This window comes from Streptomyces sennicomposti (assembly GCF_019890635.1).
In the GTDB taxonomy this organism is placed as follows: Bacteria; Actinomycetota; Actinomycetes; order Streptomycetales; family Streptomycetaceae; genus Streptomyces; species Streptomyces sennicomposti.
The window spans coordinates 1-20405 of the sequence record NZ_JAIOAB010000003.1; the positions used below are offsets into that span (position 1 = coordinate 1).

A 20405-nucleotide genomic window follows, 5' to 3' on the forward strand; every position below is an offset into this window, starting at 1 on the left:
GACGCCGGGGGGGGGGGGGGGGGGGTTTTCCGCCGTGACAACGACCGTCCCGCCCCGCGCCGTGACGACGACCGCCCCTCGTACCGCCGCAACGACGACCGCCCGCCCTTCCGCCGCGACGACCGGCGCGACGATCGCCGTGATGACCGGCGCGACGACCACCGTGGTGGCGAGCGCGGCGGTGACCGCGGTGGCTTCCGCCGTGACGACGCCCGTCCGGCGTTCCGCCGTGACGACCGTCGTGACGACCGGGGCGGCCGGAGCGACCGCGGCGAGCGCGGTGACCGGGGCGGCTTCCGCGGCCGTGACGACCGTGGCACGCGCGGTCCCCGCCGTGACGACCGGGGCGGCCGTCCCGGTGGCTTCCGCGGGCGGGACGACCGGCGCGACGACCGCCGTGACGACCGGCGCGGTGGCGGACGGTTCCGCGACGAGCGCGACCGGGACCGCGAGCCGATCAAGCGGCTGCCGATCCCCGAGGAGGTCACCGGTGAGGAGATCGACAAGGACGTCCGGCAGGAGCTGCAGAGCCTGCCCAAGACGCTCGCCGACGATGTCGCCCGCAACCTGGTGATGGTCGCCCGGCTCATCGACGAGGACCCCGAGGGCGCGTACGCCTACTCCAGGATCGCCCTGCGACTGGCGTCCCGCGTCGCCGCCGTACGGGAGGCCGCCGGCTTCGCCGCCTACGCGAGCCAGAAGTACAGCGAGGCGCTCGCCGAGTTCCGGGCCGCCCGCCGGATGACCGGCAACGTGGACCTGTGGCCCGTCATGGCCGACTGCGAGCGCGGTCTCGGCCGGCCCGAGAAGGCCCTGGACATGGCCGGCGCGCCCGAGGTGCACAAGCTCGACAAGGCCGGGCAGGTGGAGATGCGGCTCGTCGCGGCCGGCGCCCGGCGCGACATGGGGCAGCTGGACGCGGCCATCGTGACGCTGCAGAGCCCCGAGCTGGCCTCCAACTCCGTGCAGCCGTGGACCGCGCGGCTGCGGTACGCCTACGCCGACGCGCTGCTGGCCGTCGGCCGTGAGGCGGAGGCGCGGGAGTGGTTCGCCAAGGCCGTCGAGGCCGACCGCGACGGCAGCACCGACGCCTCCGACCGTCTGGCCGAGCTGGACGGCGTCGAGTTCACCGACGCCCTCGACGACTCCGAGGACGGCGACGCCAAGTTCGACACCAAGGACAAGGCCGAAGACAAGGCCGATGCCGACGGCCACGCCGCCGCGCCGGGCGACGCGGCCGAGACTGAGGCCGAGTCCGAGTCCGAGTCCGAGGTCGGTCACAAGGCCGAGGCCGAGGCCGACGAGGACTGAGTCCCGCCGGGAGAGATGACCCGGGAGAGACGACATGGAGAAGGGGCGGGCCCGATCGGGCCCGCCCCTTCTCCATGTCGTGCCTCACAGATCCAGCGCCCGCAGCACCAGTCCCGACGCCGGCTTCGGGCCGAAGGACGTCGACTTGCGGGGCATCGTGACGCCCTGGCGGGCCAGGTCCCGTACGACCTCCTCGCGCACCGGGTGCATCAGGACGGCCGTGTCGCCGTCGTGCTCCGCCTTCTGCACGGTGGCCGCCGTGTCGTGGATGTAGGCGATACGGGTCGGGTCGTCCTCCGGGATGTGCCAGATGTGCGCCAGGAGCGTGGCGTGCAGGACCGTCGCGTCCAGGGTGCGCCAGGCCTCCGGCCGGTCGGCGGGGACCGTGCGGGCCAGGAGCGCGGGGTCCGGGCGGTCCACCAGGTGGAAGGAGCCGTCGCCGGCGAGCAGGAAGGCGTTGCCCGCCTCCGCCGCCGCCGCGAGCGCGGTCAGGGCCTCGGCCTGCGGCACGTCCAGCCGGCGTACCCGGAACAGGCCGTCCAGCGCGGGCAGCGCCTCCGCGACCGGCAGGCCGTGCAGCAGGCGGTGGATGGCACGCACCCGCAGGGGGTAGCGGGCGGTGTCCACGAGCAGGACCAGGCCGTAGTCCCAGGCGCTGGGGGACGGGTGCTCCGCGCGCAGCCGCCGGTAGGTCGCCCAGCGGTGGTGGCCGTCGGCGATCAGGGCCTGGTGCTCGACCAGGTCCTCCTGGACGGCCGTCACGTCCGCCGGGTCGGTGATCGCCCACAGGCGGTGGCTGAAGCCGTCCTCGGTGGTGGTCGCCAGCAGCGGAAGCTGTTCGGCGGTGCGTTCGAGGACGACGGTCGTGGCGGCGGTCGAGCCGTTGCCCCGGTAGGTGAGCAGCAGCGGTTCGAGGTTGGCGCTGGTGGCCCGCATCAGGGCGGCACGGTCCTCGACGATGTGCGGCATCACGTCCTCGTGCGGGAGCACGACGCCCTCGTCCGGGTCGCAGACGCGCAGCGCGCCGATCAGCCCGCGTTGCAGCATGCCGTCGCCGTCGCACTGCTCGTAGACGTACAGGGCCGGCTCGCGGTCGGTGGTCAGGACGCCCTCGGACAGCCAGCGGCGCAGGGTGTCGGCGGCCTGTTCGTTGCGGGCGGAGGGGGTGCCGGCCTGGGGCAGGATCAGCCGCACGATGTTGTGGGGGTCGGCGGACTGGAGGTGGTGCAGGCCGTCGGGGCGGACGACGACGTCGTAGGGCGGGGACGTCACCGCGGCCAGGCTGCCGACCCGGTCGGGGTCGTAGCGAAGGCCTCGGAACGGGGTGAGTTCCAGGCCTCGGCGGGGTGTTGCCGGTGTGTGACCTGCTGTGTTCATCCCGGCATCGTACGTGTGTCGGTGGCATGGGGGATGATCGGAGGAAAGCCGGTTTCATGAGGAGCGATGCGGAATGAGCCAGGGCGTCAGGACGAGGCCCGAGGGCAGTGGGCAGGCCCTGAGCGAGGCGTACGACACGGCCCTGCTCGATCTGGACGGGGTGGTGTACGCGGGCGGTGACGCCATCGCGCACGCGGTGGACTCGCTGGCCGCGGCCCGCGACGGGGGGATGCGGCTCGCGTACGTCACCAACAACGCGCTGCGCACCCCGGACGCGGTGGCCGCGCACCTGACCGAGCTGGGCATACCGGCGGCCGGGTCGGACGTGGTGACCTCGGCGCAGGCGGTGGCCCGGCTGATCGCCGACCAGGTGCCCGCCGGGGCGCGGGTGCTGGTGGTCGGCGGGGAGGGGCTGCGGGTCGCGCTGCGCGAGCGCGGGCTGGAGCCGGTGGAGTCGGCCGACGACGACCCGGCGGCGGTGGTCCAGGGCTACGGCGGACCGGAGCTGCCCTGGGGGCGGTTCGCGGAGGCCTGTTACGCCGTGCGCCGCGGGGTGCCGTGGTTCGCGTCCAACACCGACCTGACCATTCCGGGCGCACGCGGCATCGCTCCGGGCAACGGCGCGGCGGTGGAGGTCGTCCGGATCGCCACGGGCGCCGAGCCGCAGGTGGCGGGCAAGCCGCTGCCGCCCATGCACCGCGAGACGATCCTGCGCACCGGCGCCAAGCGGCCCCTGGTGGTCGGCGACCGGCTGGACACGGACATCGAGGGCGCGTTCAACGGCGGGGTCGACTCGCTGCTCGTGCTGACCGGGGTGACCGACGGGGCGCAGTTGCTCGCCGCGCCGCCGCGGCACCGGCCGACGTATGTCGACGCGGATCTGCGCGGGCTGCTCACCGGGCAGCCGGAGATCACCCGAGAGGGTGACGGTTTCCGGTGCGGCGGATGGACGGCGTCGGCGGGGGAGGACCGGCTGGACCTCGCCGGCGACGGGCAGCCGCTGGACGGACTGCGCGCGCTGTGCGCGGCGGCGTGGACGGCGGGCGGCGAGAGCGCGTGCGGGCTGGACGCGGCGAAGGCGCTGGCGCGACTGGGGTTGTGAGCCGGGCGTACGGCCGTGGCTCCGTGGGCGCCGGGTGGCCGTCCGGCCCCGCGGGGCACCCGGCGGTTCCTCGGGGCGGGAGCGCTTCGGCCGTCGCTCGGAAGGGAGCGCTCCGGCCGTCCCCCGGGACGGGTACGCGGCAGCGGAGAGTTGACGAGGGTAGGCTAACCTAACTGCGTGTTGGTCGACAGTCCCCCCGAAGAGCGCGCCGCAGCCGCCGCGCCCCCGTCCCGCCGCGGGACGCGAGCCGCCGGGCTCGTCCTGTCCGCAGCGGTCCTGGTGCTCGTCGCACTGGTGAGCATCGCCGTCGGGGCCAAGGAGCTGTCCTTGGCCCAGGTCTGGCACGGACTCTTCCAGGACTCGGGGACGTACGCCGACGTGGTGGTCGGCGAGCGGCTGTCCCGCACGGTCCTCGGACTGCTCGCCGGGGCCGCCCTCGGACTGTCCGGTGCGGTGCTCCAGGCGCTCACCCGCAATCCGCTGGCCGACCCCGGGGTCCTCGGCATCAACGCGGGCGCGTCGGCCGCCGTGGTCACCGCCATCACCTACTTCGGCGTGACCAGCCTGAGCGGTTACGTCTGGTTCGCGTTCCTCGGCGCGGCGGCCGTGGGCGCGCTGGTGTGGTTCCTCGGCGGCAGCCGGGGCGCCACCCCCGTCCGGCTCGCGCTGGCCGGGGCCGCCATCGGCGCCGCCCTGTACGGCTATCTCCAGGCCGTGATGATCATGGACGACGCGGCGCTGGGCCGGATGCGTTTCTGGACGGTCGGCTCGCTGGCCTCGGCCACGAACGCCACCATCGTCCAGGTGCTGCCGTTCCTGCTGGCCGGCACGCTCCTCGCGCTGCTGCTGGCCCGCCCGCTCAACGCGCTGGCGATGGGCGACGACACCGCCCGCGCCCTCGGCGCCAATCTGAACCGGACCCGGGCGCTGGCCATGCTCGCCGCGACCGTGCTGTGCGGGGCGGCCACCGCCGCCTGCGGCCCGATCGTCTTCGTCGGCCTGATGGTCCCGCACGTCGTGCGCTCCTTCACCGGCCCCGACCTGCGCTGGGTCCTGCCGTACGCCACCGTCCTGTCGCCGGTGCTGCTGCTCGGCGCCGATGTGATCGGGCGGATCGTCGCCCGCCCCGCCGAGGTCCAGGTCGGGGTCGTCACCGCGATCATCGGCGGCCCGGTGTTCATCCTGCTCGTACGGCGGCGGAGGACGGCCCAGCTGTGAAGACCGCACACCCTTCGCGCACCGCGCACTCCCCGCGCACCGCGCGCTCCCCGCGCACCGCGCACTCCCCGCGCACCGCGCACTCCTCTCGCACCGAACGCCCCCCGCGCACCGCACGGGCCGTCCGCACCCCGGGCGGGCTCTCCCTCCGCGTGGACGTACGGGCGTTCACCGTCGTCGTCCTGCTGGCGCTGGCCGCGCTCGCCGCGAGCGTCCTGCTGATCGGCACCGGCGACTTCCCGATCTCCTCCTCCGACGTGCTCAGGGCGCTCGTCGGACAGGGCAAGCCGGGACAGGACTTCATCGTCCGGGACCTGCGGCTGCCGCGCGTCCTGGTCGGGCTGCTGGTCGGCGCCTGCCTCGGGCTCGGCGGCGCGCTGTTCCAGTCCGTCGCGCGCAATCCGCTCGGCAGCCCGGACGTCCTCGGCCTCTCCCAGGGGGCGTCGGCCGGCGCGCTCGTCGTCATCGTCCTGTCCTCCGGCGGCGCCACCGCCGTCACCCTCGGCGCGCTCGCCGGCGGCCTGGTCACCGGGCTGGCGATCTACTTCCTCGCCTGGAAGCAGGGCGTGCACGGCTACCGGCTGGTCCTGGTCGGCATCGGCGTCAACGCCGTCGTCACCGCCGTCAACGGCTACCTCATCACCAAGGCCGACTTCGTGGACGCGGCCCGCGCCGTCGTCTGGATGAGCGGTTCCCTCAACGGCCGCGACTGGACCCAGGTGCGGCCGCTGCTGGTGCTGGGCGCGGTGCTCCTGCCGCTGGTCCTCGCCAACGCGCGCGGGCTGCGGATGCTGGAGATGGGCGACGACACGGCGTACGCCCTCGGCGTGCGCGTCGAGCGGGTACGCCTGCTGCTGATGGGCTCCGCCGTGCTGCTCACCGCCGCCGCCACGGCCGCCGCGGGCCCCGTCTCCTTCGTCGCCCTGACCGCGCCGCAGCTCGCCCGGCGGCTGACCCGCTCGCCCGGCCCCAACCTCGTGCCCTCCCTGTGCATGGGCGCCGCCCTGCTGGTGGTCGCCGACTGGGCCTCGCAGCGTGTCTTCGGCGCCGACCAGCTGCCCGTCGGCGTGGTCACCGGCGCGCTCGGCGGCGTCTACCTGCTGTGGCTGCTGGTCACCGAACGCAGGAAGGGCCGTATATGAGCGCCCGGGGCACGACGGCGCCCGTGCCGAGCGCCCCCGGCAGCAAGGCGCTTCCGACGGGCGCCCGCACCACCGCAGTGAACGATCCGAGGAGCACCGTGAGCCGCCTGTCCGCCGAGAACGTCACCCTCGCCTACGACCAGCGGGTGATCGCCGAACAGCTGTCGGTGGAGATCCCCGACCACTCCTTCACGGTGATCGTCGGCCCCAACGCGTGCGGCAAGTCCACCCTGCTGCGGGCGCTCTCGCGGATGCTCAGGCCCGCCGAGGGCCGGGTGCTGCTGGACGGGCAGGTCATCCAGTCCATGCCCGCCAAGAAGGTCGCCCGCACCCTCGGGCTGCTGCCGCAGTCCTCGATCGCGCCGGACGGCATCACCGTCGGCGACCTGGTGGGCCGCGGCCGCTACCCGCACCAGGGCATCCTGCGCCAGTGGTCGGCCGAGGACGAGCGGGTCGTCCGGGAGTCCATGGAGCGCACCGGCATCGCCCGGCTCGCCGAGCGGTACGTGGACGAGCTGTCCGGCGGCCAGCGCCAGCGGGTGTGGATCGCCATGGCGCTCGCCCAGCAGACGCCGCTGCTGCTGCTGGACGAGCCGACGACGTACCTGGACATCCAGCACCAGATCGACGTCCTGGACCTGTGCGCCGAGCTGCACGAGGAGCAGGGGCGCACGCTGGTGGCCGTGCTGCACGACCTCAACCACGCCGCCCGCTACGCCACCCACCTCGTCGCCCTGCGCGAGGGCCGGGTCGTCGCCCAGGGCGCGCCGGGCGACATCGTCACCGCCGAGCTGGTGGAGGAGGTCTTCGGGCTGCGCTGCCAGGTCATCGAGGACCCCGAGACCGGGACTCCGCTGGTGGTGCCGGCGGCGCGCAAGGCCCGGTCGGGCGCCGGGAAGGGCGGGGCTGCCGAGGCCCCGGGAAAGGCCGGGGCCGCGGAGGGCGCCGAGGAAGCCTCCGCCGTCGCTACAGAAGCTTCCTGAGCCGGAACAGGTCCAGCAGACCCGCCTCCAGCCTCACCCGGCCCGTGCCCCAGGCGGTGGCGAAGTTCAGCGCGCCGCCGACCAGCGCGACCAGGTCGTCGCCGCTCATGGCGAGCCGTATCTGCGCCTTCTCGGGCGGCGGCCCCGGCACGGTGTCGCGCACGTCGATGCGGCCGCCGGTGAGGCGGCCGACGAAGGTGACGTCGAGGTCCGTGATGTGGCAGCTGACCGAGCGGTCCAGCGCCGCCGCGTCGCGCACGTCCCCGTCGGCGTTCGCCATGGTGTCCGAGAGCTTCTCGAGTGCCGCACGGCACTCCTCGATCGTGGCCATCGCGACCGACGGTACCCCAGGGCTTCGCGGTAGCGTCGGGGCATGAACGACTCTGTGACCGGGACGGAGGTCCCGCCGCACCCGGCGGACGGCCGCGCGCCGGCCGCCCCCGGCCGTCCGGACCCCGCCCCGGGCCCTCCCGGCTCCGGCCTTCCCGGGACTGCCCCCGGCCTTCCCGGGACCGGGACCGTCCCCGGCCTGCCGGACCCCGACGCCGGCCCCGCCGCGCCCGCCCCGCTGGACGTGCCCCGCACCCCCACCGGCGACCCCGGCGTCGACGCGGCCCTGGAGCGGCTCGGCGACGCCGACCACCTCGCCACCGAGGGGCATGTGGCGGTGTACGAGGATGTACACCGGGGGCTGCGCGACGCGCTCACCGCGCTCGACGCCCGCCCGGGCTCCCCGGCCCCCGCACCGCCGTACCGACACAGGAGCTGAACAGAACGTGGCAGGAGTCGCACGTCGCCGTCTCGACGCGGAGCTGGTCCGCCGCAAGCTGGCGCGCTCGCGCGAGCACGCCAGCCAGCTGATCGCCGCCGGCCGGGTCACCGTCGGCAAGACCGTCGCGACCAAGCCCGCCACCCAGGTGGAGACCGCCGCCGCCATCGTCGTCCGGACCGACGACAGCGACCCCGACTACGTCTCGCGCGGCGGCCACAAACTGGCCGGGGCGCTGGATGCCTTCGTGCCGCAGGGGCTCGTCGTCCGAGGGCGGCGGGCGCTGGACGCCGGCGCGTCCACCGGCGGCTTCACCGATGTGCTGCTGCGCGCGGGCGCCGCGCACGTCGTCGCCGTCGACGTCGGATACGGACAACTCGCCTGGTCTCTCCAGCAGGATGAACGCGTCACCGTCAAGGACCGTACGAACGTACGTGAGTTGACGCTCGAGGCGATCGACGGAGAACCTGTGGACCTTGTCGTGGGCGACCTGTCCTTCATCCCGCTCGGACTGGTGCTGCCCGCCCTGGTGCGGTGCGTGCGGCCGGACGCCGACCTGGTGATGATGGTCAAGCCGCAGTTCGAGGTGGGGAAGGAGCGGCTGGGCAGCGGGGGTGTCGTACGGAGTCCGCAGCTGCGGGCGGAGGCCGTGCGGGGCGTGGCGGGCAGGGCGTGGGAGCTGGGGCTCGGGGTGCGGGGTGTCACCGCGAGTCCGCTGCCCGGACCCTCCGGCAACGTCGAGTACTTTCTGTGGCTGCGTGCCGGGGCGCCCGCCCTGGACCCGGCCGATGTTGACCGTGCAGTGGCGGAGGGGCCGCGTTGACACAGACTCAGGCTCGGACACAGACCCGGGCGCGTACCGTTTTCCTGCTGGCGCACACCGGGCGGCCGGCCGCCGTCCGCAGTGCCGAACTGGTGGTCAAGGGGCTGCTGCGCTCCGGGATCGGCGTACGGGTGCTGGCGGCGGAGGCGCGGGACCTGCCGCTGCCGGGCGAGGTGGAGCTGGTCGCCGAGGCCACTCCGCAGTGCCTGGACGGGTGCGAGCTGCTGATCGTGCTGGGCGGTGACGGCACGCTGCTGCGCGGCGCCGAGTTCGCCCGCGCCTCCGGGGTGCCGATGCTCGGCGTGAACCTCGGGCGGGTCGGGTTCCTCGCCGAGGCCGAGCGCGACGACCTCGACAAGGTCGTGGACCGGGTGGTCAGCCGGGCCTACGAGGTCGAGGAGCGGATGACCGTCGACGTGGTCGTGCACCGCAACGGCGACATCGTGCACACCGACTGGGCGCTGAACGAGGCGGCCGTGCAGAAGGTGTCCGCCGAGCGGATGCTGGAGGTCGTGCTGGAGATCGACGGCCGGCCGGTCACCGGGTTCGGCTGCGACGGGATCGTGTGCGCCACCCCGACCGGCTCCACCGCCTACGCCTTCTCGGCCGGCGGCCCCGTGGTGTGGCCGGAGGTGGAGGCGCTGCTGATGGTGCCGATCAGCGCCCACGCCCTGTTCGCCAAGCCGCTGGTCACCTCGCCGGACTCGGTGCTGGCCGTGGAGGTGCTGCCGCACGTCCCGCCGGGCGTGCTGTGGTGCGACGGGCGGCGCACGGTGGAGCTGCCGCCGGGCGCGCGCGTGGAGGTGCGGCGCGGGGCCGTGCCGGTGCGGCTGGCCCGGCTGCACCACGCCTCGTTCACCGACCGCCTGGTCGCCAAGTTCGCCCTGCCGGTCTCCGGCTGGCGCGGGGCGCCGCACTAGGGTTCGCCCGGTCGCCGGTGCGGCTGGAACGGGGCTGCCGCCCCCCTCGGGCGGGGCGGCGTCGCACGAGGCGGCCAAAACCTCGTATGGTCGTCGTCGTGTTGGAGGAGATGCGGATACGGTCGCTCGGGGTGATCGACGACGCGGTCGTCGAGCTGTCACCCGGCTTCACCGCCGTCACGGGCGAGACCGGTGCGGGCAAGACCATGGTGGTCACCAGTCTGGGGCTGCTGCTGGGCGGGCGCGCCGATCCGGCGCTCGTGCGGATCGGGGCCGGCAAGGCCGTCGTGGAGGGCCGGGTGGCCGTGCCGCCGGGCGCCGCCGCGGTGGTCCGGGCCGAGGAGGCCGGCGCCGAGCTGGACGACGGGGCGCTGCTGATCAGCCGTACCGTCTCCGCCGAAGGGCGCTCCCGGGCGCACCTCGGCGGACGCAGCGTGCCCGTGGGGCTGCTCGCCGAACTCGCCGACGACCTGGTGGCCGTGCACGGCCAGACCGACCAGCAGGGCCTGCTCAAGCTCAGCCGGCAGCGCCAGGCCCTCGACCGGTACGCGGGCGACGCCGTCGCCGTGCCGCTGGCCAAGTACACCGGGGCCTACAAGCGGCTGCGGGCGGTGGTCGCCGAGCTGGAGGAGATCACCACGCGCGCGCGGGAGCGGGCCCAGGAGGCCGACCTGCTCCGCTACGGTCTGGAGGAGATCGCCGCCGTCGAGCCGCGCCCCGGGGAGGACGCGGAGCTGGCCGAGGAGGCCGAGCGGCTCGGGCACGCCGAGGCGCTGTCGTCCGCCGCGACGATCGCGCACGCCGCTCTCGCGGGCAACCCGGAGGACCCCGAGGGCATCGACGCGGCCACCCTCGTCGCGGGCGCCCAGCGGGCCCTGGAGGCGGTGCGCGCCCACGACCCGGCCCTGTCGGACCTCGCCGACCGGATCGGGGAGATCGGCATCCTGCTCGGCGACGTGGCGGGCGAGCTGGCCGGGTACGCCGACGACCTGGACGCCGACCCGCTGCGGCTGGCGGCCGTCGAGGAGCGGCGGGCCGCGCTGACCGGGCTGACCCGCAAGTACGGCGAGGACGTGAACGCCGTGCTCGCGTGGGCCGAGCACAGCGCCGCCCGGCTGACCGAACTCGACTCCGACGACGAGCGGATCGGGGAGCTGACGGCCGAGCGGGACGCGCTGCGGGCCGAGCTGGGAGGCCTGGCGCAGGCGCTGACGGACGCCCGCACGGAGGCCGCCGAACGGTTCGCGGCCGCCGTGACCGCCGAGCTGGCCTCGCTGGCCATGCCGCACGCGCGCGTGTCGTTCGACATCCGCCAGACCGAGGACCCCGAGGGCGTGGAGGTCGGCGGGCGGACCGTCGCCTACGGCCCGAACGGCGTCGACGAGGTGGAACTGCTGCTCGCCCCGCATCCGGGCGCGCCGCCCCGGCCGATCGCCAAGGGCGCCTCCGGCGGTGAGCTGTCGCGCGTGATGCTCGCCGTCGAGGTGGTCTTCGCGGGCACCGACCCGGTGCCGACGTACCTGTTCGACGAGGTCGACGCGGGCGTCGGCGGCAAGGCGGCCGTGGAGATCGGGCGGCGCCTGGCGAAGCTCGCCAGGACCGCGCAGGTCGTCGTGGTCACCCATCTGCCCCAGGTCGCCGCCTTCGCCGACCGGCAGCTGCTGGTGGAGAAGACGAACGACGGCTCGGTGACCCGGTCGGGCGTGAAGGTGCTGGAGGGCGAGGAGCGGGTCCGGGAACTGTCCCGGATGCTGGCCGGCCAGGAGGACTCCGAGACCGCCCGCGCCCACGCCGAGGAACTGCTGGCCACCGCCCGGGCCGATCTGTAGGGCTGCGTAGGGTGGCGGGATGATCTTCCGTCCCGCCGCCTCGCTCGCCCTGTCCGCCGGTCTCACCCGGGCCTTCGCCGCCGCGCTGCGCGCCGCGCCGCCCGGCGGCCGGGGACGCTGGGAGCGGACCAACCACGCGGGCCGTACCGTCGGGCTCTACGCCGGACCCGCGACCGCGCTCGGCGCGGCGCTCGCCGCCGGACGCGTCCGGCCGGCCGCCGGGCTCGCGGTGCTGGCCGCCGGCGCCTGCGGCGCCTACGACGACGTGGCCGGGGCCGGCGATCCGCGGCGCGGGTTCCGCGCCCATCTCACGGCCCTGCGCGACGGCGAGGTCACCAGCGGCGCGGTGAAACTGTTCGGGATCGGCGCCGCCGCCCTGGCCGCCGGGGCGGCGCTGAAGGAACGGCCCGCCGACAAGGTGCTCGCGGGCGTGGTGATCGCCGGGGCCGCGCACGCCGTGAACCTGGTGGATCTGCGCCCCGGCCGCGCCGCCGGGGCGGTCCTCGCGCTCGCCGCGCCCGGACTGCTGCGGCGCGGGCCCGGGGCCGGACTGTCCGCCGTCGCCGCCGGGGCCGCCGCCGCGGTCCTGCCCGACGACCTGGGGGAGCGCGAGATGCTCGGCGACGCCGGGGCGCACGCCCTGGGCGCGGCGCTCGGCGCGGCGGCCGTGGTGTGCAACGGACGCGCCGGGCTGGTCGCCCACGCCGCCGCGGTGGTCGCCGCCGCCGTGTGCGGCGACCGGGTGAGCCGGCTCGCCCGCGCCCTCTGAGCGCCCGGCGCACGCGCCCCCGGCACCTCACATTCACTCATGTGGGTGACCTGGTGCGCCGTGTCGGACCGTCACCGAGCGCTTTCCGCCACCCGTCGGCGCCGGAACACCCGTGCGTACTGGCATCCTTGAGGAGGAGGCGGCACGCCGAGCGGATGCGCGCGGTCCGGCCCTCGGCCCGCGACCTTCCGCACGATCTTCGGTACGTTTCCCCGTGACCGACCGACGCCGCACCCGCCGACGCCGGCCGGCCGAGCCGCCCCGACGCCGTACCGACCGGCGCCGACCGTCCCACGCCGAACCAGGAGCCCCGGCCGCGTGAGCCCCGTGACCAGCCACGTAACGCACGGTCAGTCGCCGCTGCGCACCGTGCAGGTGCTGGGCGGCGGCAACGCCGGAAGCAGCGCGCACGTGCGCTCGCTGACCGCCGGGCTGATCGCCAGGGGCGTACGGGTCACGGTGTGCGCCCCCGAACACGTCGACCGCGCCTACGGCTTCACCGCGGCCGGCGCCGAGCACGTCCACGTGCCGCGCAGCAGCGACCCGGTGTCCGTGGCCGCGCTGCGCACCGCCTGCGCGGGCGCCGACCTGGTGCACGCGCACGGACTGCACGCCTCCTTCCGGGCGGCGCTCGCCCTCAGCGGCCGCCCCACCCCGCTCGTCGTCACCTGGCACAACCACACCCACGCCGACGGCCCCCGCGCGCATCTGCTGCGCCTGCTGGAGCGGCGCGCGGTCAAGGCCGCCACCGTCGTGCTCGGCACCACCTCCGAACTGGTCGACCGGGCCCGCCGCAGAGGCGCGCGCGACGCCCGGCTCGCCGCCGTCGCCGTGCCCCGCCCGCACACCGCGCCCGGCCGCCCGGACCGCCCCGGCGCCAAGGTGCGCGCCGAACTCGGCGCGACCGGACGGCCGTTGCTCATCGCCGTCGCCTCCCTCGACCCGCACCGCGGACACGAACTGCTGCTGGACGCCGCCCGCGCCTGGCGCACCGCCGAACCCGTGCCGCTGGTCGTCGTCGCGGGCGAGGGACCGCTGCGCCCGGCGCTGCAACGGCGGATCGAGGACGAGGGGCTGCCGGTGCGGCTCATCGGCCGGCGCGACGACGTCGCCGAACTCCTCGCCGCCGCCGACCTCGCGCTGCTGCCCGGCAGCTGGGAGGCCCGCTCCGTGCTCGCGCAGGAGGCCCTGCACGCGCGCGTGCCGCTGGTCGCCGCGCGCACCGGCGGGATCGCCGAACTCGTCGGCGACGCCGCCGAACTCGTCCCGCACGGCGACGCGGAGGCGTTCGGCGCCGCCGTCCTGCGCCTGCTCGGCGATCCCGAACGCCGCCGGGAACTGCGGGAGTCGGGCGCCCTGCAGGCGGCCACCTGGCCCACCGAGGACGAGACCGTCGCCCAAGTGCTCAGCGTCTACGACGAGTTGACCCAGCCCCGGCCGCTCGGACAGCGGTTCGTCACCTGACCGCGACGCTGCTCACGGCACGTGCCGGCGGGCGCGCAGGGCGAGGCTGAGGGCCAGCACCGTCTGCGGGTCGTCCAGGTCGGTGCCCAGCAACTCCCCGATCCGGGCCAGGCGGTTGTAGAGCGTCTGCCGGTTCAGATGCAGCTCGCGCGCGGTCTCCGCCTTGCGGCCCGCGTGCGCCAGATACGTCTGGAGCGTGGGCAGCAGCGGCGGCTTGGACCGGTTGTCGTGGTCGCGCAGCGGGCCGATCGCCCGGTCCACGAAGGCCGCCAGGTCCGGATGGTCGCGCAGCCGCCACAGCAGCAGGTCGATGTCGAGGCGGCGGGCGTCGTACCAGGGCCGCTCCGGCAGCCCCTGCGCCGCCGTCGCCGTCTCCGCCGCGTGCCGCAGCCCCGCCGAGGCCGCCGCCCAGCCGCCCGCCACCCCGACCACCACCACCGGGGGCTGCGCGCCCGGCCGGTGCATCCCGGCCCGCTCCACCCCGGCCCGCAACGCCGCCGCGACCCGGTCGGCCACCGCCGCCCGCTCCGTCTCCGCGCGCAGCCCGACCAGCAGCGGCACCCGGCCCTCGACCGGCCGCACGCCCAGCAGCACCGGCACGCCCACCGCGGCCAGCTCCTCGGCGACCGCACGGGCCAGCACCGCCCAGCCGCCGCCGGGCGCCAGGGTGTCGCCGAGCCGCATCACCACGGGCAGCAGAGGGCTCGCGCCCGGCTTGAAACCGAGGACGCGGGCCTGCGCCGGGGCGTTCTCGGCGGTGATCCGGCCCTCGGCGAGGTCGGTGAGGAAGTCGCCGCGGCCCCGCGCGGCCAGTTCCTCCTCCTGCCGGGCCTGCATCAGCACCACGGCGAGGATGCCGGCCGCGCGCTCGGCGGCCATCCGGTGCACCGGGGCGAGCGGGGCGCGCACCGGCAGCAGGACGAGCCGGGCGCGGACCGAGCCGGTGCCAGGGCCGCCGCCCGGCACGTCCACCAGGACCGAGCCGGCCGGCGGCGGGGTGTCCTTGTGCTGGCCGCGCAGCCCCTCCCAGACCTGGAGCGGGTCGGCGCCCTCGGGGCCGGGGCCGGCCGCGTACAGCAGCCGGCCGTCCGGGGTCTCCAGGAAGACCGGGTTGCCGGCGGCGCCGGCCAGGACGGCCAGCACCTGGGGGACCCCGCCGCCGCCGAGCAGGGCCTCGGTGCAGCGGCGGTGCACCTCCTCGGCGCGTTGCAGAAGGGCGTAGTGGCCGTTGACGATCTCCGTGTGGATCTCCTCGGTGACCGCCACGAACGGCACCTCGCGGTGCAGCTGGACGAGGGGGAGACCGGCGGTGCGGGCCGTCTCCACGAGGGTGGCCGGGAGGCGGGTGAAGCGGGGGCCCAGCTCCACGACGAGGGCGGCGATGCCGCGTTCGGCGAGGGTGCGGACGAAGGCGCGCTGGTCGGCGGGGCGGGTGCCGAGGCCGTAGCCGGTGGTGAGGAGGAGTTCGCCGCCCTTGAGGAGGGAGGCGATGTTGGGGACCTCGCCGGCGTGCACCCAGCGGACGGTGCGGGTGAGGCGGTCCGCGCCCGCCAGGATCTCTGGGAGGCCGCTGCGGAGGCCGGGGAGTTCGAGAGCGCGCTGGACTGTGATGCCGGCGCCCTCGGTGTCTGGTCGAGGGTCCATGAAAGCGGACGCTACCTGCAAGTTTGTCGGCTTGGGAGTTCTTGGGCGGGTGGAGTCTTCTGGGTGCGGGGAGGTGGGCGGGGCGGGAGCTTGGGGTGACCGGAGTGGTCGGGCGCCCAAAAGCTTGGGGTGGCCGTGGGGTGGGGTGCGCTCGCCCCGCTTGAGGGGGTGCCGCTGCGCCCACCCGTGCCGCCCTGGGGGTACCTCCCAGGCCGTTGAGGCACTGGGGGAGGCACGATTGCCCGCAGCTACGGCGGGGGAGGGGAGCGGCCATGGTGGCGCGCCTGCGGCTACGCGGTCGTAGCCGCAGGCGGGCGGTTCAGCCTCCGTACGCCCCGCTCGCCGTCAGGCGGAGGGCTGTGTCGATCAGGGGGACGTGGCTGAATGCCTGGGGGAAGTTGCCCACCTGGCGCTGGAGGCGCGGGTCCCATTCCTCGGCCAGCAGGCCCAGGTCGTTGCGGAGCGAGAGCAGCTTCTCGAAGAGCTTGCGCGCCTCGTCCACGCGGCCGATCATCGCCAGGTCGTCGGCCATCCAGAACGAGCACGCGAGGAACGCGCCCTCGTCGCCGGGCAGACCGTCCACGCCCGCGTGGTCGCCGTCGGTGGGGTAGCGCAGGATGAAGCCGTCCGTGGTGGACAGCTCGCGCTGGATCGCCTCGATGGTGCCGATGACCCGCTTGTCGTCCGGCGGCAGGAAGCCCATCTGCGGGATCAGCAGCAAGGACGCGTCCAGCTCGCGGGAGCCGTAGGACTGCGTGAAGGTGTTGCGCTCCTTGTCGTACCCCTTCTCGCACACGTCGCGGTGGATCTCGTCGCGCAGTTCCTTCCAGCGCTCCAGCGGCCCGTCGACGTCGCCGGACTCCATCAGCTTGATCGTGCGGTCCACCGCGACCCACGCCATGACCTTGGAGTGCACGAAGTGGCGGCGCGGCCCGCGCACCTCCCAGATGCCCTCGTCCGGCTCCTGCCAGTGCTTCTCCAGGTAGCGGATCAGCTTGAGCTGGAGCAGGGAGGCGTAGTCGTTGCGCGCGAGGCCCGTCATGTGGGCCAGGTGCAGGGCCTCGGTGACCTCGCCGTAGACGTCCAGCTGGAGCTGGTGCGCCGCGCCGTTGCCCACCCGGACCGGGGCGGAGTTCTCGTAGCCGGGCAGCCAGTCCAGCTCCGCCTCGCCGAGTTCGCGCTCGCCGGCGATGCCGTACATGATCTGGAGGTTCTCCGGGTCGCCCGCGACCGCCCGCAGCAGCCACTCGCGCCAGGCGCGGGCCTCCTCGCGGTAGCCGGTGCGCAGCAGCGAGGAAAGGGTGATCGCCGCGTCGCGCAGCCAGGTGTAGCGGTAGTCCCAGTTGCGCACGCCGCCGATGTCCTCCGGCAGGGAGGTGGTGGGGGCGGCGACGATGCCGCCGGTGGGGGCGTAGGTCAGGGCCTTCAGCGTGATCAGGGAGCGGACCACGGCCTCGCGGTAGGGGCCGTGGTACGTACAGTGCCCGACCCACTCGCGCCAGAACTCCTCCGTCGCCTCCAGCGACTGCTCCGGCTCGGGCAGCGGCGGCGGCTCCTTGTGCGAGGGCTGCCAGGAGATGGTGAAGGCGATCCGCTCACCGGGAGCGACGGTGAAGTCCGCGTACGTGGTCAGCGACTTGCCGTAGGTCTCCTCCGGTGTGTCGAACCACACGGAGTCCGGGCCGGCCACCGCCACCGTCCGCGTCTCGTGCCGGTGCACCCAGGGCACGACCCGGCCGTAGGAGAAGCGCATGCGCAGGGTCGAGCGCATCGGGACCCGGCCGGTGACGCCCTCCACGATGCGGATCACCTGCGGGGCGCCGTCGCGCGGGGGCATGAAATCGGTCACCCGGACCGTGCCGCGCGGGGTGTCCCACTCCGATTCCAGGATCAGCGAGTCGCCGCGGTAGGTGCGCCGGGTGGCCGCGGGCGGCTCCGAGCCGGCCGGGTACGCGGGGCCGAGCCGCCAGAAGCCGTGTTCCTCGGTGCCCAGCAGACCGGCGAAGATGGCATGCGAGTCGAAGCGGGGCAGGCACAGCCAGTCGACCGTGCCGTCCCGGCAGACCAGGGCAGCGGTCTGCATGTCTCCGATGAGTGCGTAGTCTTCGATGCGCCCGGCCACGTGCAACTCCAGTCGAACGGCCACGTCACCCCGCAAATGGGGGCTGTCGCTTGGTGAGGTCAAGGGGTCGTTGTAATGCGGCGTCGAGCGGTGAGGCAAACCGCCGGCCGTGGGGACGGCGACGGACCTTGCTCAAACCATTGCTCAACGAACTGACGAGCTCTCGTTGTTCCGGTGTGTACGGGCGGGGGTGGTGCCGTCTTGCCGGCCCTGCTCGGCAGCGAGTGTCCGAGCAGGATACGACGCACGTACCTGATCCGCGTGCCGCTCCGGACAACCCGCCTGCGCCGAACGGGTGAGCGCCGGGTGAGGAGCCCGTGACCGCCACGCACCGCTGACGACGCGTGTGCGGAGGGTGCTCGGAAGCCCTACCCGTCCGGCGCTGATACCCTGGTAGCCCGTGGACCGGTGGGCTCGAAACCCCCGAACCGCAGCGACGGCGCCTCAGCCGGAAAACCCGGGTTCCCCGGGCCGGACCGCCGTACCGCACGACAATTCGCGACCACGGGAGCCCCCTCTTGGCCATGCCGCCCGCTGCTTTCCGAAACAGCACAGCCACGACGACCAAGCACATCTTCGTCACCGGGGGTGTCGCCTCCTCGCTCGGCAAGGGCCTCACCGCCTCCAGCCTGGGCATGCTGCTCAAGGCCCGTGGCCTGCGCGTCGTGATGCAGAAGCTCGACCCGTACCTGAACGTCGACCCGGGCACGATGAACCCCTTCCAGCACGGTGAGGTGTTCGTCACCAACGACGGCGCCGAGACCGACCTGGACATCGGCCACTACGAGCGCTTCCTCGACCGCGACCTGGACGGCTCGGCCAACGTCACCACCGGCCAGGTGTACTCGACCGTGATCGCCAAGGAGCGGCGCGGCGAGTACCTCGGCGACACCGTGCAGGTCATCCCGCACATCACCAACGAGATCAAGCACCGCATCCGGCGCATGGCCACCGACGAGGTGGACGTCGTCATCACGGAGGTCGGCGGCACGGTCGGCGACATCGAGTCGCTGCCGTTCCTGGAGACCGTCCGCCAGGTCCGCCACGAGGTCGGCCGGGACAACGTCTTCGTGGTGCACATCTCGCTGCTGCCCTACATCGGCCCGTCCGGCGAGCTGAAGACCAAGCCGACCCAGCACTCGGTGGCCGCGCTGCGCAACATCGGCATCCAGCCGGACGCCATCGTGCTGCGCTGCGACCGCGAGGTGCCCACCGCCATCAAGCGGAAGATCTCGCTGATGTGCGACGTGGACGAGGCCGCCGTCGTCGCCTGCCCCGACGCCCGCTCGATCTACGACATCCCGAAGGTCATCCACGGCGAGGGCCTGGACGCCTACGTGGTGCGCAAGCTCGACCTGCCGTTCCGGGACGTGGACTGGACGACCTGGGACGACCTGCTCGACCGCGTCCACAACCCCGAGCACGAGATCACCCTCGCCCTGGTCGGCAAGTACATCGACCTGCCCGACGCCTACCTGTCGGTGACCGAGGCGCTGCGCGCCGGCGGCTTCGCCAACAAGGCCCGCGTCAAGATCAAGTGGGTCACCTCCGACGACTGCAAGACCCCGGCCGGCGCCGCGCAGCAGCTCGGCGACGTCGACGGCATCTGCATCCCGGGCGGCTTCGGCGACCGCGGCGTCCTCGGCAAGGTCGGCGCGATCCGCTACGCCCGCGAGAACAAGATCCCGCTGCTGGGCCTCTGCCTGGGCCTGCAGTGCATCGTGATCGAGGCCGCGCGCAACCTGGCCGACATCTCCGACGCCAACTCCACCGAGTTCGACCCGGCCACCGGCCACCCGGTGATCTCCACCATGGCCGAGCAGCTGGACATCGTGGCCGGCGAGGGCGACATGGGCGGCACCATGCGGCTCGGCATGTACCCGGCCAAGCTGGCCGAGGGCTCCATCGTGCGCGAGGTGTACGACGGCAAGGAGTACGTCGAGGAGCGCCACCGCCACCGCTACGAGGTGAACAACGCCTACCGCGCCGAGCTGGAGAAGAAGGCGGGCATCGTCTTCTCCGGCACCTCCCCGGACGGCAAGCTCGTCGAGTACGTCGAGTACCCGCGCGACGTGCACCCCTACCTGGTCGCCACCCAGGCCCACCCCGAGCTGCGCTCGCGGCCGACCCGCCCGCACCCGCTCTTCGCCGGCCTGGTGAAGGCCGCGGTCGAGCGGAAGATCGCCGGCTGACACACCGGGCTGTACGGTTGCCGGGGTGCGCGCCTGCCGAGGGCGGGCACCCCGGTTTTCCGTAAGGCGGCGGCATCCGCGGGCCGTGGGCACGTGGGGGAAGGACAGGGCATGACGATCAAGGACACTCCGGAGGAGTGGGAGATCCGGGGGAGCGAGACCCCGTTCACCGGGGCCAAGACCTCGGTCCGCACCGACGAGGTGGTCATGCCCGACGGCTCGGTGGCCCGCCGCGACTACCAGGTCCACCCCGGCTCCGTGGCCGTCCTCGCCCTGGACGCCGACGACCGGGTGCTGGTCATCCGGCAGTACCGCCACCCCGTGCGCGAGCGGCTGTGGGAGATCCCGGCCGGCCTGCTCGACGTGCCCGGCGAGAACCCGCTGCACGCCGCCCGGCGCGAGCTGTACGAGGAGGCGCACGTCAAGGCGGAGGACTGGCGGGTGCTGACCGATGTGTACACCACCCCCGGCGGCTGCGACGAGGCCGTGCGGATCTTCCTCGCCCGGGACCTGTCGGAGGCGGAGGGGGAGCGCTTCGCGGCCGAGCACGAGGAGACCGACATGGAGCTGGCCCGGGTGCCGGTGGACGAGCTGGTGCGGGGCGTCCTCGCGGGCGACCTGCACAACAGCTGCCTGGTGGTCGGCGTGCTCTCCCTCGTCGCGGCCCGCGGCGGCGCCGGTCTGGACGCCCTGCGCCCGGCCGAGGCGCCCTGGCCGGCCCGGCCGTTCGCGTCCTGACG

17 protein-coding genes are annotated in these 20405 nt (G+C 74.5%); 13 read left to right on the plus strand and 4 right to left on the minus strand.

The window, feature by feature from the left end; translation table 11 throughout:
- Positions 1–465: 465 nt before the first annotated feature.
- Positions 466–1311, plus strand: a complete 846-nt coding sequence (locus K7787_RS02125) for a tetratricopeptide repeat protein (RefSeq protein ID WP_223000418.1) — start codon at positions 466–468, stop codon at positions 1309–1311.
- A gap of 84 nt (positions 1312–1395) precedes the next feature.
- Here K7787_RS02125 and K7787_RS02130 read toward each other — a convergent pair whose 3' ends face one another.
- Positions 1396–2688 (minus strand): DUF1015 domain-containing protein, encoded by a 1293-nt coding sequence (locus tag K7787_RS02130; protein WP_223000322.1) that lies wholly within the window; start codon positions 2686–2688, stop codon positions 1396–1398.
- 73 nt (positions 2689–2761) lie between these two features.
- Between K7787_RS02130 and K7787_RS02135 the strand changes: the two genes are divergently transcribed.
- The 4 genes from K7787_RS02135 to K7787_RS02150 all read left to right on the plus strand — a co-directional run bounded on the left by K7787_RS02135 (position 2762) and on the right by K7787_RS02150 (position 7133).
- Complete coding sequence (locus K7787_RS02135) at positions 2762–3790, plus strand: HAD hydrolase-like protein (RefSeq protein WP_223000323.1); 1029 nt, start codon at positions 2762–2764, stop codon at positions 3788–3790.
- Between the two features lie 177 nt (positions 3791–3967).
- Entirely contained in the window at positions 3968–5008 is a 1041-nt protein-coding gene (locus K7787_RS02140; RefSeq protein WP_043260642.1) for a FecCD family ABC transporter permease, read from the plus strand.
- Positions 5005–6150 (plus strand): FecCD family ABC transporter permease, encoded by a 1146-nt coding sequence (locus K7787_RS02145; RefSeq protein WP_223000324.1) that lies wholly within the window; start codon positions 5005–5007, stop codon positions 6148–6150. The genes K7787_RS02140 and K7787_RS02145 overlap by 4 nt, the downstream gene beginning before the upstream one ends.
- 98 nt (positions 6151–6248) lie before the next feature.
- On the plus strand, positions 6249–7133 hold the full coding sequence (locus K7787_RS02150) for an ABC transporter ATP-binding protein (RefSeq protein ID WP_223000325.1): 885 nt from the start codon (positions 6249–6251) through the stop codon (positions 7131–7133).
- Here the strand turns inward: K7787_RS02150 and K7787_RS02155 are convergent.
- On the minus strand, positions 7117–7464 hold the full coding sequence (locus K7787_RS02155; RefSeq protein WP_009187870.1) for an SCP2 sterol-binding domain-containing protein: 348 nt from the start codon (positions 7462–7464) through the stop codon (positions 7117–7119). The two genes, K7787_RS02150 and K7787_RS02155, sit on opposite strands and share 17 nt — an antisense overlap.
- 42 nt (positions 7465–7506) lie before the next feature.
- Here K7787_RS02155 and K7787_RS32225 point away from each other — a divergent pair, with 42 nt between their 5' ends.
- The 6 genes from K7787_RS32225 to K7787_RS02185 all read left to right on the plus strand — a co-directional run bounded on the left by K7787_RS32225 (position 7507) and on the right by K7787_RS02185 (position 13707).
- Positions 7507–7902: a hypothetical protein gene (locus tag K7787_RS32225; protein WP_308036278.1), complete on the plus strand. Its 396-nt coding sequence runs from the start codon at positions 7507–7509 to the stop codon at positions 7900–7902.
- A 7-nt stretch (positions 7903–7909) separates the two neighbouring features.
- Positions 7910–8725 carry a TlyA family RNA methyltransferase gene (locus K7787_RS02165; protein ID WP_223000326.1) on the plus strand — a complete coding sequence of 272 codons (816 nt, stop codon included), beginning with the start codon at positions 7910–7912 and terminating at the stop codon, positions 8723–8725.
- Positions 8722–9645: an NAD kinase gene (locus K7787_RS02170; protein WP_009187868.1), complete on the plus strand. Its 924-nt coding sequence runs from the start codon at positions 8722–8724 to the stop codon at positions 9643–9645. Before K7787_RS02165 ends, K7787_RS02170 begins: the two co-directional genes overlap by 4 nt.
- Positions 9646–9731: 86 nt before the next feature.
- On the plus strand, positions 9732–11474 hold the full coding sequence (gene recN / locus K7787_RS02175; RefSeq protein WP_019986261.1) for a DNA repair protein RecN: 1743 nt from the start codon (positions 9732–9734) through the stop codon (positions 11472–11474).
- Positions 11475–11493: 19 nt separating this feature from the next.
- Positions 11494–12243 carry a hypothetical protein gene (locus K7787_RS02180; protein ID WP_223000327.1) on the plus strand — a complete coding sequence of 250 codons (750 nt, stop codon included), beginning with the start codon at positions 11494–11496 and terminating at the stop codon, positions 12241–12243.
- 318 nt (positions 12244–12561) lie between these two features.
- The gene (locus K7787_RS02185) at positions 12562–13707 is read left to right on the plus strand and encodes a glycosyltransferase family 4 protein (RefSeq protein WP_169437927.1); all 1146 of its coding nucleotides are present in this window, start codon (positions 12562–12564) and stop codon (positions 13705–13707) included.
- Positions 13708–13719: 12 nt separating this feature from the next.
- On the opposite strand, the gene K7787_RS02190 is transcribed toward K7787_RS02185, so the two are convergent.
- Complete coding sequence (locus tag K7787_RS02190) at positions 13720–15351, minus strand: PucR family transcriptional regulator (protein WP_169437928.1); 1632 nt, start codon at positions 15349–15351, stop codon at positions 13720–13722.
- A gap of 319 nt (positions 15352–15670) precedes the next feature.
- The gene (locus K7787_RS02195) at positions 15671–17473 is read right to left on the minus strand and encodes a glycoside hydrolase family 15 protein (protein WP_019986257.1); all 1803 of its coding nucleotides are present in this window, start codon (positions 17471–17473) and stop codon (positions 15671–15673) included.
- A 524-nt stretch (positions 17474–17997) separates the two neighbouring features.
- On the opposite strand from K7787_RS02195, the gene pyrG reads away from it, so the two are divergent.
- Together pyrG and K7787_RS02205 are read left to right on the plus strand one after the other, a co-directional pair.
- Entirely contained in the window at positions 17998–19665 is a 1668-nt protein-coding gene (pyrG, locus tag K7787_RS02200; protein ID WP_009187863.1) for a CTP synthase, read from the plus strand.
- A gap of 111 nt (positions 19666–19776) precedes the next feature.
- Positions 19777–20403 carry an NUDIX domain-containing protein gene (locus K7787_RS02205; RefSeq protein ID WP_164392684.1) on the plus strand — a complete coding sequence of 209 codons (627 nt, stop codon included), beginning with the start codon at positions 19777–19779 and terminating at the stop codon, positions 20401–20403.
- The last annotated feature ends 2 nt before the right edge of the window (positions 20404–20405 follow it).

Coding starts and splice junctions, on each gene's coding strand:
- K7787_RS02155 (WP_009187870.1), bottom strand. CDS start 7,464: ATGGCCACGATCGAGGAGTGCCGTGCGGCACTCGAGAAGCTCTCGGAC.
- pyrG (WP_009187863.1), top strand. CDS start 17,998: ATGCCGCCCGCTGCTTTCCGAAACAGCACAGCCACGACGACCAAGCAC.
- K7787_RS02205 (WP_164392684.1), top strand. CDS start 19,777: ATGACGATCAAGGACACTCCGGAGGAGTGGGAGATCCGGGGGAGCGAG.
- recN (WP_019986261.1), top strand. CDS start 9,732: ATGGTCGTCGTCGTGTTGGAGGAGATGCGGATACGGTCGCTCGGGGTG.
- K7787_RS32225 (WP_308036278.1), top strand. CDS start 7,507: ATGAACGACTCTGTGACCGGGACGGAGGTCCCGCCGCACCCGGCGGAC.
- K7787_RS02190 (WP_169437928.1), bottom strand. CDS start 15,351: ATGGACCCTCGACCAGACACCGAGGGCGCCGGCATCACAGTCCAGCGC.
- K7787_RS02135 (WP_223000323.1), top strand. CDS start 2,762: ATGAGCCAGGGCGTCAGGACGAGGCCCGAGGGCAGTGGGCAGGCCCTG.
- K7787_RS02130 (WP_223000322.1), bottom strand. CDS start 2,688: ATGAACACAGCAGGTCACACACCGGCAACACCCCGCCGAGGCCTGGAA.
- K7787_RS02180 (WP_223000327.1), top strand. CDS start 11,494: ATGATCTTCCGTCCCGCCGCCTCGCTCGCCCTGTCCGCCGGTCTCACC.